The sequence below is a fragment of the Kitasatospora sp. NPDC059747 genome (assembly GCF_042732955.1).
Classification (GTDB): domain Bacteria; phylum Actinomycetota; class Actinomycetes; order Streptomycetales; family Streptomycetaceae; genus Kitasatospora.
Genome location: NZ_JBHWGV010000014.1, coordinates 35466 through 45223, shown reverse-complemented (window position 1 = coordinate 45223; position 9758 = coordinate 35466). Strand labels below are relative to the sequence as shown.

Annotated in this window: 9 protein-coding genes; 7 read left to right on the top strand and 2 right to left on the bottom strand. The window is 73.0% G+C overall.

Features of this window, described 5'->3' with window-relative positions; genetic code table 11:
* Nucleotides 1–119: 119 nt before the first annotated feature.
* A complete protein-coding gene (locus ACFV4G_RS08895) occupies nt 120–1769 on the bottom strand; it encodes a hypothetical protein (RefSeq protein WP_380438026.1) in 1650 nt (549 codons plus the stop codon).
* A gap of 211 nt (nt 1770–1980) precedes the next feature.
* Between ACFV4G_RS08895 and ACFV4G_RS08890 the strand changes: the two genes are divergently transcribed.
* Entirely contained in the window at nt 1981–2424 is a 444-nt protein-coding gene (locus ACFV4G_RS08890) for a thiol-disulfide oxidoreductase DCC family protein (RefSeq protein ID WP_380438113.1), read from the top strand.
* Here ACFV4G_RS08890 and ACFV4G_RS08885 read toward each other — a convergent pair.
* Complete coding sequence (locus tag ACFV4G_RS08885; RefSeq protein ID WP_380438024.1) at nt 2412–4460, bottom strand: elongation factor G-like protein EF-G2; 2049 nt, start codon at nt 4458–4460, stop codon at nt 2412–2414. The genes ACFV4G_RS08890 and ACFV4G_RS08885 overlap by 13 nt on opposite strands.
* 255 nt (nt 4461–4715) lie before the next feature.
* Between ACFV4G_RS08885 and pgsA the strand changes: the two genes are divergently transcribed.
* The 6 genes from pgsA (at nt 4716) to pdxS (ending at nt 9669) form a co-directional block, all read left to right on the top strand.
* Nucleotides 4716–5363 (top strand): phosphatidylinositol phosphate synthase, encoded by a 648-nt coding sequence (gene pgsA, locus ACFV4G_RS08880; protein WP_380438022.1) that lies wholly within the window; start codon nt 4716–4718, stop codon nt 5361–5363.
* 16 nt (nt 5364–5379) lie between these two features.
* Nucleotides 5380–6378 (top strand): phosphatidylinositol mannoside acyltransferase, encoded by a 999-nt coding sequence (locus tag ACFV4G_RS08875; RefSeq protein WP_380438020.1) that lies wholly within the window; start codon nt 5380–5382, stop codon nt 6376–6378.
* Between the two features lie 51 nt (nt 6379–6429).
* Nucleotides 6430–7614, top strand: coding sequence for a glycosyltransferase family 4 protein (locus ACFV4G_RS08870; RefSeq protein ID WP_363648673.1), 1185 nt, complete (start codon nt 6430–6432; stop codon nt 7612–7614).
* 61 nt (nt 7615–7675) lie between these two features.
* Entirely contained in the window at nt 7676–8038 is a 363-nt protein-coding gene (locus ACFV4G_RS08865; RefSeq protein ID WP_380438018.1) for a 5-carboxymethyl-2-hydroxymuconate Delta-isomerase, read from the top strand.
* A 49-nt stretch (nt 8039–8087) separates the two neighbouring features.
* Nucleotides 8088–8633, top strand: a complete 546-nt coding sequence (locus ACFV4G_RS08860) for a hypothetical protein (RefSeq protein ID WP_380438016.1) — start codon at nt 8088–8090, stop codon at nt 8631–8633.
* A gap of 124 nt (nt 8634–8757) precedes the next feature.
* Nucleotides 8758–9669 (top strand): pyridoxal 5'-phosphate synthase lyase subunit PdxS, encoded by a 912-nt coding sequence (pdxS, locus tag ACFV4G_RS08855; RefSeq protein WP_360230125.1) that lies wholly within the window; start codon nt 8758–8760, stop codon nt 9667–9669.
* Nucleotides 9670–9758: the final 89 nt, after the last annotated feature.

Sequence of the window (9758 nt, the reverse complement as noted above, 5' to 3'; positions counted from 1 at the left end):
CCGAGAGGGTGCTGCCGCGGTCGCGGGCGCCGCGGGCCCGCGCGGGGGCGCCGGGGCGCGGCGGCGCCCCCCGCCTCCCCCGCCCCCCCGCCCCTCCGTCGTGTCGCCCGGCCGATCGCTCAGCCCGCGTCGAACTGGTCGACCTTGTACGGCCGGGTGCCCTGCGCCTCGGACTTGATGATCGAGGTGCGGTTCTTGAAGAAGCGCTCGGTGTCGAGGTCGTGCTCCTCCAGGAACTCCAGCGTGGCGGCGTGGACCGCGCTGAGCACCGGGACGGAGGCGTTGAGCGCGTTGTCCGTCATGAAGCGGCTGCTCCACGGCGGGTTCGCCCAGGCGTGCCGGAAGCCGAAGGGCTCGGGCAGGCCGATGCCGCCGCCGAGCCAGGCGAGCAGCCCGGGGATGCGGACCAGGGGTGCGCGCAGGGCCTGGCGCACCACTTCGTCGTTGTCGATCAGGGGGAGCTGGACGGTCCGCTCCTCCCAGAACTTGCCGGTCTTCTGGATCGTCTTCTCCTTGGGGGCGGGCTTGTCCCCGAAGACGCCGGCGACCGGGCCGAGCGCGTAGCCGGCGACCGTCACGGTGAGGGTGTTGGCGAGCAGGGTGACGGTGACGGTGAAGGTGATGATCAGCTTGCCGTCGAAGGTGATGAACTGGGTGGCGAGGTAGTGCCGGGCGCCGCCGCCGGAGAAGGTCTGCTTGTCGGCGATGGTCTGGACGGCGAAGTCGCGCATCCGGTCGCCGTCCATGTCGGCGCCCGCGGGGCGGGAGATCTCGTCGGCGTTCTCGCCGACTTCGAGCACCGCCCACTGCTTGATCGAGACGTTGGTCATGCCGCTGTTGGCGACCTCGCTGATCGAGAGCCCCTTGAGGTGGGCGCCGATCTTGCGGACGAGGTCCCAGGGGTGGAAGGCGCGGAAGTCGCTGTGGCCCTCGGCGGGCCGCAGCACGTCGACGAGTCGCCATTCGCCCCAGCGGCGGCCGACGCCGAGGATGCCCTTGGGGCCGGCGTAGTGCTGGACGTTGGTCTCCTGCTCGGCTTCGAGGCGGCCGAGCTTGTCGCGCAGGTCGACGGCCTTCTTGTCGAGGTCGTCGCGGGGGACGGCCTTGGCGACGGTGGCGGCGACGGCGTTGCCCTCGACGAGGGCCTGCCAGCGGGCGCGCAGTTCGCGGGTGGAGCGCAGGACGATGCGTTTGGCGAGGAACCAGCCGATCACCGGGGCGATCATGGTGATGCGCAGGTAGAGGCCGAGGAGTCCGGCGGCCGGGGGGCGCAGGGCGAGGAGGACGGCGACGGCGCCGGCGGCGAGGAGGGCGAGGCCGCCGTAGACCTCGTTCTGGCGGGACTTGTCCTTGAGGAGCCAGGTGCGGAGGTAGAACGCGGCCAGCCAGATGAGGCTTCCGGGCAGGGCGAGGAGGCCGAACACCACGGTGATGGTGGTGAGTTGGCGGTCCCGGTTGCCGCGGAACTCCTGGGCGGCGAGGCAGTGTTCGACGATCTGGCGGGTGTCGGTGCCGAAGGAGGGCACGATGGGCTTGCGGGTCGCGCCGAGGGCGCGGGCGATGACGGCGGTGCTGAAGGCCTCGCCGAGATTGGCTCGGAACAGCCGGAAGCGTGGCTTCTTGTAGGTGGCGGCGCCGATCTTCTCGACGAAGGGTTCGATCTCGCCGTCCCGGTAGGCCGCGGAGGAGAGCGCCTGGGTGACGGCGGTCTGCGGGCCGGCGTCGGTCCGGGGTATCTGCGCACCCGGGGTCATGTCGAGTGTGGTCACGGTGGTGTCCCCTCCTCCCCTTGTCAGCGGCAGGTTACCGTGCCGTGGTGGTGCTGCGCGGATGATCGTCTGAAGTACCGTCACGATCGGGCCGCGTTGGTTGCCGCGTTGGCTGCCGCGTTGGTTCGAGAGGCATGATGCCCAGCTTCGCCGGTGTCGATACCCGGTGGTTCCGGTCCGGTGGCGTGGGTGCAGGATGATCGTGACTGCGATGGAAGGGGTTGCCGTGAAGGATCCGGTGCTGGTCTTCGACGGGGACTGCGCGTTCTGCTCGTCGTGCCTGGGGTGGGCGGAGCGGTATCTGCGGCAGACGCTGGCGTCGGGGGGCTGGGAGGCGGTGCCGTTCCAGTTCGCCGATCTGGCGGCGCTGGACGCGCGGGCGGGTGGCGCGGGCGAGGTCACCTGGGAGCGTGCGGAGCGCGAGGTGCTGTGGGTGACTCCGGCGGGGCGGGTGTACGGGGGTGCGCAGGCGGTGGCGCGGCTGCTGATGCGGTCGGGCGGCGCGTGGGCGTACCTGGGCGCGCTGTTGACGCTGGCTCCGGTGCGGCCGGTGGTGGGCGTGGTGTACCGCTGGGTGGCGAGGAACCGGCACCGGATGCCGGGTGGTACGCCGGCGTGCGCGCTGCCGAACCGGCAGGCCGTTCAGTCGTCGTAGCGTTCGGCGATGGCGGCGGGCATGGGTTCGTGCCGCAGGTAGGCGCGGCTGAACTCGGCGGTGCCGTGGGTGAGGGAGCGCAGGTCGAGGGGGTAGCGGGTGAGTTCGAGCTCGGGGACCTCGGCGCGCAGGAGGGTGAGTCCGGGGCCGGCGTTGTCGCTGCCGAGGACGCGGCCGCGGCGTGCGGAGAGGTCCCCGAGGACGGCGCCGAGGTAGTCGTCGGGGAGCAGGACGCTGACGGCGGCGACGGGTTCGAGCAGGCGGATGACGGCGTGTTCGGCGGCGTCGCGCAGGGCGAGGGCGGCGGCGGTCTGGAAGGACGCGTCGGAGGAGTCGACGGAGTGGGCCTTGCCGTCGGTGAGGGTGACGCGGACGTCGACGAGCGGGTGTCCGGTGGCGACGCCCTTGGCGAGCTGGGCGCGGACGCCCTTCTCGACGGACGGGATGAAGTGCTTGGGCACGGCGCCGCCGACGACGTGTTCCTGGAACTCGAAGCCGGAGCCGGCGGGGAGGGGTTCGACTTCGAGGTCGCAGATGGCGTACTGGCCGTGGCCGCCGGACTGCTTGACGAGCCGGCCGTGGCCGGCGGCGGCGCTGCCGAAGGTCTCGCGCAGGGCGACCTTGGGCTCGACGGTGTCGACGTGGACGCCGTGGCGGGTGCGCAGGCGGTCGAGGACGACGTCGGCGTGGGCCTCGCCGGTGCACCAGAGGACGAGCTGGTGGGTGTCGGGGTTCTGTTCGAGGCGCAGGGCCGGGTCCTCGGCGGTGAGCCGGGTGAGGGCCTGGGAGAGCTTGTCGTCGTCGGCCTTGCTGTGGGCTTCGACGGCGATGGGCAGCAGGGGTTCGGGGAGGGTCCAGCCGTCGAGTTCGACGGGGTGGCCGGGGTCGTGGACGGTGTCGCCGGCGCGGGCGGTGGTGAGTTTGGCGGCGCAGACGAGGTCGCCGGCGACGGCGTGCGGGACGGGGCGCTGGAGTTTGCCGAAGGGGCTGCTGAGGGCGGTGACGCGTTCGTCGCCGTCCTGGTCGGCGGGGTGCGCGGGGCCGGTGAGGTGGATGCGGGTGTCGGGGCGCAGGGTGCCGGCGTAGACGCGCAGGAGGCTGATGCGGCCGACGTAGGCGTCGCCGGTGACGCGGATGACCTGGGCGGCGAGGGGGGCGTCGGGGTCGCAGGCGGGCCCGGGGCGGGTGCGTTCGGTGGGGTCGGGGAAGGTGTGGGCGATGAGGTCGAGGAGTTCGGCGGCGCCGAGGCCGTTCTCGCTGGTGGGGACGGCGGGGTGAAGGGTGCAGGCGAGGACTTCGCGGCGCATGCCCGCTTCGAGGGCGTCGGTGTCGAGGGTGTCGCCGGCGAGGTAGCGCTCCATGAGGGCGTCGTCCTGGCCGGAGATGGCTTCGACGAGGCTCTCGCGGGCGGGTGCGGTGTCGGGCAGGGGGGTGGCGTCGCCGTAGGTCTGTCCGGTGAGCAGGTCGACGCTGCCGTCGGGGTGGCCGTCGTGGTGGACGGGCAGGAACAGCGGGCGCAGGGTGTCGGGGCCGAGCTCGAAGGCGTCGTGGCAGGCGGTGAGGATGTCGTCGAAGCCGGTGCGGGCGAGGTCGAGCTTGGCGACGGCGACGGCGCGGGGGATGCCTTCGGCGGCGCACTCGCGCCAGAGGGCGCGGGTGGGGGCGGTGACGGGGTCGGTGGCGGAGACGACGAAGACGGCGGCGTCGGCGGCGTGCAGGGCGGCGCGCAGGTCGGCGGCGAAGTCGGGGTGGCCGGGCGGGTCGATCAGGTTGATCTTGGTGCCGCGCCATTCGAGGGGGAGCAGCGCGAGCTGGACGGAGCGCTGCTGCTGGTGCTCGATGTCCTCGTGGTCGGAGACGGTGGTGCCGTCGGCGACGCGGCCGGCCCGGCCGGTGGCGCCGGCGGTGAGGGCGAGGGTTTCGGCGAGGGTGGTCTTGCCCACACCGCTGCAGCCGATGAGGACGACGTTGCGCAGGTCGCGGGGGCCGGTGACGTTGGGGGCCTGGCCGGCTCGTGCGGTGCTGCGGTCGGGCATCGGGGTCTCCTCCCGTGGCGCCGAGGCTGTCTTTCGAAAGTCTAGGGTCGGGTCTCGCCGGGGCGCGTGTCGTGCGGGCGGCCGATCGTGGTGCGCGTGTGCGGGTCGGTCGGTGCGCCGTCGGGCGGTGCGTGCGCCGGAGCGTGTCGTCGGCGTGGCTACGATGGGTGCGCCGGGCGGGCTGATCCGTCCGGCCGTCTGCCGCGCGTGTTGCGCCAGGCGGGTACCAGGGAGATCGGAGCGGTCGGGAAGGCCATGCTCAACAAATACGCGCGTGCCTTCTTCACACGTGTCCTGACCCCGTTCGCCGCGTTCCTGATCCGGCTGGGCGTGAGCCCGGACGCCGTGACGCTGATCGGTACCGCCGGTTCGGTGGCCGGTGCGCTGGTGTTCTTCCCGCGCGGGGAGTTCTTCTGGGGCACCATCACGATCACGCTGTTCATCTTCTCGGACCTGGTGGACGGGAACATGGCGCGCCAGCTGGGCCGGAGCACCAAGTGGGGCGCGTTCCTGGACTCGACGCTGGACCGGGTCGCCGACGCGGCGATCTTCGGCGGTCTGGCGATGTGGTACGCGGGCAAGGGCGACAACAACCTGCTGTGCGCGGTGGCGATCGTGTGCCTGGCGAGCGGTCTGGTGGTGTCGTACACGAAGGCGCGGGCGCAGAGCCAGGGCCTGGCGTGCGACGTGTCGGGGCTGGTGGAGCGGGCCGAGCGGCTGGTGGCCAGCCTGGTGGCGGCCGGGGTCGCGGGTCTGCACGAGTTCGGGGTGCCGTACGTGGAGTGGCTGCTGCCGGTGGCGCTGTGGCTGGTCGCGGTGGGCAGCCTGATCACGGTGCTGCAGCGGATGCTGACCGTGCGCCGCGAGGCGTTCGAGGCCGACCGTGTGGCGGCCGGGAGCTGATGGGGGGCGTCCTGCGGTGACGGACCGACTGGTGTACTGGGCGTACGCGCTGGGCTGGGCGGTGCTGAAGCACCTGCCCGAGCGGGTGGCGCGGGCGCTGTTCGACCGGCTGGCGGACTACGCGTGGCGCAAGCGCGGCAAGCGGGTGCTGCAGCTGGAGGCGAACCTGCGGCGGGTCCGTCCCGGGCTGGACGAGGTGGCGCTGCGTGCGCTGTCGCGGGCGGGGATGCGCTCGTACCTGCGGTACTGGATGGAGTCGTTCCGGCTGCCGGTGTGGAGCCGGGAGCGGATTGCCAGGGACGTGCAGGTGGAGGGTTTCGAGCACCTGCGCGGGGCGCTGGAGGCCGGCCGGGGCGCGGTGATAGCGCTGCCGCACATGGGCAACTGGGACCTCGCGGGCACCTGGGTCGCGCAGCAGGGCCATCCGTTCACGACGGTCGCCGAGCGGCTGAAGCCGGAGCGGCTGTTCGACCGGTTCGTGGAGTTCCGGGAGGGCCAGGGCATGGAGGTCCTGGCGCTGACCGGCGGCGGGGTGAACGTGATCGGCACCCTGGCGCGGCGGCTGCGCGAGGGGCGGCTGGTGTGCCTGGTGGGGGACCGGGACCTGTCGGAGGCGGGCATCGAGGTGTCGTTCTTCGGCGAGGCGACGCGGATGCCGGCCGGTCCCGCGGCGCTGTGCCAGCGGACGGGGGCGGCGCTGCTGCCGGTGACGCTCTGGTACGACGGGCCGCTGCTGCGGGCGCTGATCCACCCGGAGGTGCCGGTGCCGGCGGAGGGGGACCGCAAGGAGCGGACGCTGGCGATGACGCAGGCGATGGCGGACGTGTGGGAGCGGGGGATCGCCGAGCACCCCGAGGACTGGCACATGCTGCAGCGCTTCTGGCTGGCCGACCTTCCCGTCCGTGAGACGGTTGGGGGGACAGCGGGGGAGCAGGTGGGGGAGCGGGTCCTGCCGGTGCGCGGGGACGCGCCGGAGCCGGCCGGCGAGCCCGCGGCGGAGGCGACCGGGTCCTGAGACGCCGGGCCCGCTGCCGTACCGGAGCACGCGAAGGAGCATGAGGAACCCGTGAAGATCGGCATCGTCTGCCCGTACGACTGGGACGTCCCCGGCGGGGTGCAGTTCCACATCCGGGACCTGGCCGAGCACCTGATCGGCCTCGGACACGAGGTGTCGGTGCTGGCGCCCGCGGAGGACGACGAGGCGCTGCCGCCGTACGTGGTCTCGGCCGGGCGGGCGGTGGCGGTGCCGTACAACGGCTCGGTGGCGCGGCTGAGCTTCGGGATCCTGTCGGCGGCGCGGGTGCGGCGGTGGCTGCACGACGGGCGGTTCGACATCCTGCACGTGCACGAGCCGGCCTCGCCGAGCCTGTCGATGCTGGCCGCGTGGTCGGCGTCCGGGCCGATGGTGGGGACGTTCCACACGTCGAACCCGCGCTCGCGGGCGATGATCGCGGCCTCGCCGATCCTCCAGCCCGGTCTGGAGAAGATGCGGGCCCGGATCGCGGTGTCGGAGTACGCGCGGCGCACGCTGGTCGAGCACCTGGGCGGGGACGCGGTGGTGATCCCCAACGGCGTGGACGTCGGCTTCTTCGCGGAGGCCGAGCCGGACGAGCGCTGGACGGGCGGCGCGGCGGCCGGCGAGCCGGGCACGATCGGCTTCATCGGGCGGATCAACGAGCCGCGCAAGGGCCTGCCGACGCTGCTGGCGGCGCTGCCGCGGATCCTGGCCGAGCGGCCGGGCGTGCGGCTGCTGGTGGCGGGCAAGGGCGACGAGGAGGAGGCCGTGGCGGGCCTCGCGCCCGAGGTGCGGGCGCAGGTCGAGTTCCTGGGCATGGTGAGCGACCGCGAGAAGGCGCGGCTGCTGCGCAGCGTGGACCTGTACGTGGCGCCGAACACCGGCGGCGAGAGCTTCGGGATCATCCTCGTCGAGGCGATGTCGGCGGGCGCGCCGGTGCTGGCGAGCGACCTGGACGCGTTCAAGCAGGTGCTGGACGGCGGTGACGCGGGCGAGCTGTTCCCGGTGGAGGACGCGGACGCGCTGGCGAAGTCGGCGCTGCGGCTGCTGGGGGACCCGGCGCGGCTGGAGGAGCTGCGGAAGGCGGCGTCGCGGCACGTGCGGCGCTTCGACTGGTCGACGGTCGGCGCGGACATCCTCGCGGTGTACGAGACGGTGACGGCGGGCGCGGCTGCGGTCGTCGAGGAGGACGTGCGCAGCGGGCGGCGGGGCCGGTTCGGGCTGGCCAGGGACTGATCCGGGTGTGAGCGGGGGTTAGGGTCGGGCGTCCGTACTGCCGTGACCCATGGGGGCAACGATGCCGCAGATCTCCGTCGACTACTCGGCCGGCCTGGCCGGTGCCTTCGACCGCCGGGCGCTGGGCCTGGCGATCAACCGGCTCGCGGTGAGCACGATCGACGCGAAGCCGGAGGCGTGCAAGACGCTCTTCCGGGCCAACGACGAGTTCGTGGTGGGGGAGAGCGAGGGCGCCGACGCCCAGGTGTACGTCCAGTTCCAGATCTTCCCGGGCCGCACGCCGGAGGCGAAGGCGGCGCTCAGCGAGGGCGTCCTGGCGCTGCTGGCCGCGCACGTCACGCCGCCGGCCGGCACCCGGCTGTTCACCGCGGTGAACGTCGAGGACATCGACCGGGGGAGTTACCGGAACGCTACCGCCGCCTGACCGGGCGGCCTGCGTTCCACGTTTCTCCGGCCCGGTAACGTAGCGGCCCGTGACTACGTGGATCTGGGCCGGCGTGGCCGTGGTGCTGTTCGGCATGTACCTGAGTTGGACGGCCGGCCGGCTGGACCGGTTGCACGCCCGGATCGACGCGGCCCGTGCGGCGCTGGACGCGCAGCTGGTCCGCCGGGCGTCGGTGGCGATGGAGCTGGCGACCTCGTCGCTGCTGGACCCGGCGGCGTCGCTGCTGCTGCTGGACGCGGCGCACGCGGCCCGGCAGGCCGACGACGAGCAGCGCGAGGTGGCGGAGAGCCAGCTGAGCCTGGCGCTGCGGGCGGTGCTGGCCGAGCCGGAGCAGGTGGCGGCGCTGGTGGCGGAGCCGGGCGGCGACGAGGCCGTGAGGGACCTCACGGCGGCGGTGCGGCGGGTGCCGATGGCGCGCCGGTTCCACAACGACGCGGTGCGGGCGGCCCGGGCTGTGCGCCAGCACCGGCTGGTGCGGTACTTCCGGCTGGCGGGCAAGGCGCCCTTCCCGATGGCCTTCGAGATGGACGACGCGCCGCCTCCGGCGCTGACCCCGGAGGGCGCTCCGGCCTGACGCCCGGATAGGGCCTGTTTGTCGCATCCGGTGGGGCGGGCTGGACTTGGTGGCGCATGGATGCGTCAATTCATGCGCCTACCATAGGGCGATAGCACTGGTTCATCTTCGAGTGAGGTCTCACGTGTCCACCACCCCCACCACCGCAGACCAGCCGCAGATCGGCACCGCCCGGGTGAAGCGCGGCATGGCCGAGCAGCTCAAGGGCGGTGTGATCATGGACGTGGTCAACGCCGAGCAGGCCAAGATCGCCGAGGACGCCGGCGCTGTCGCCGTCATGGCGCTGGAGCGGGTCCCGGCCGACATCCGCAAGGACGGCGGCGTCGCCCGCATGTCGGACCCCAACATGATCGAGGAGATCATCGAGGCGGTCTCGATCCCGGTCATGGCCAAGTCCCGCATCGGCCACTTCGTCGAGGCCCAGGTCCTGCAGTCGCTCGGTGTCGACTACATCGACGAGTCCGAGGTCCTGACCCCGGCCGACGAGGTCAACCACTCGGACAAGTGGGCCTTCACCACCCCCTTCGTCTGCGGCGCCACCAACCTGGGCGAGGCCCTGCGCCGCATCGCCGAGGGCGCGGCCATGATCCGCTCGAAGGGCGAGGCCGGCACCGGCAACGTCGTCGAGGCGGTCCGCCACCTGCGCCAGATCAAGAACGAGATCGGCCAGCTGCGCGCCCTGGACCACAACGAGCTGTACGCCGCCGCCAAGGAGCTGCGCGCCCCGTACGAGCTGGTCAAGGAGGTCGCCGAGCTCGGCAAGCTGCCGGTCGTGCTGTTCTCCGCCGGTGGCGTGGCCACCCCGGCCGACGCCGCGCTGATGCGCCAGCTGGGCGCCGAGGGCGTCTTCGTCGGCTCCGGCATCTTCAAGTCGGGCGACCCGGCCAAGCGCGCCGCCGCCATCGTGAAGGCCACCACCTTCTTCGACGACCCGAAGATCATCGCGGACGCCTCGCGCAACCTCGGCGAGGCCATGGTCGGCATCAACTGCGACACCCTGCCGGAGACCGAGCGCTACGCCAACCGCGGCTGGTAATCGCTTCCCCCCGCACCGAGCCGGGGCCCCGCCCCCCCCCCCCCCCCGCGCGGGCGCCCCCCCCCCCCCCCCCCAAGATAGCACGAGGG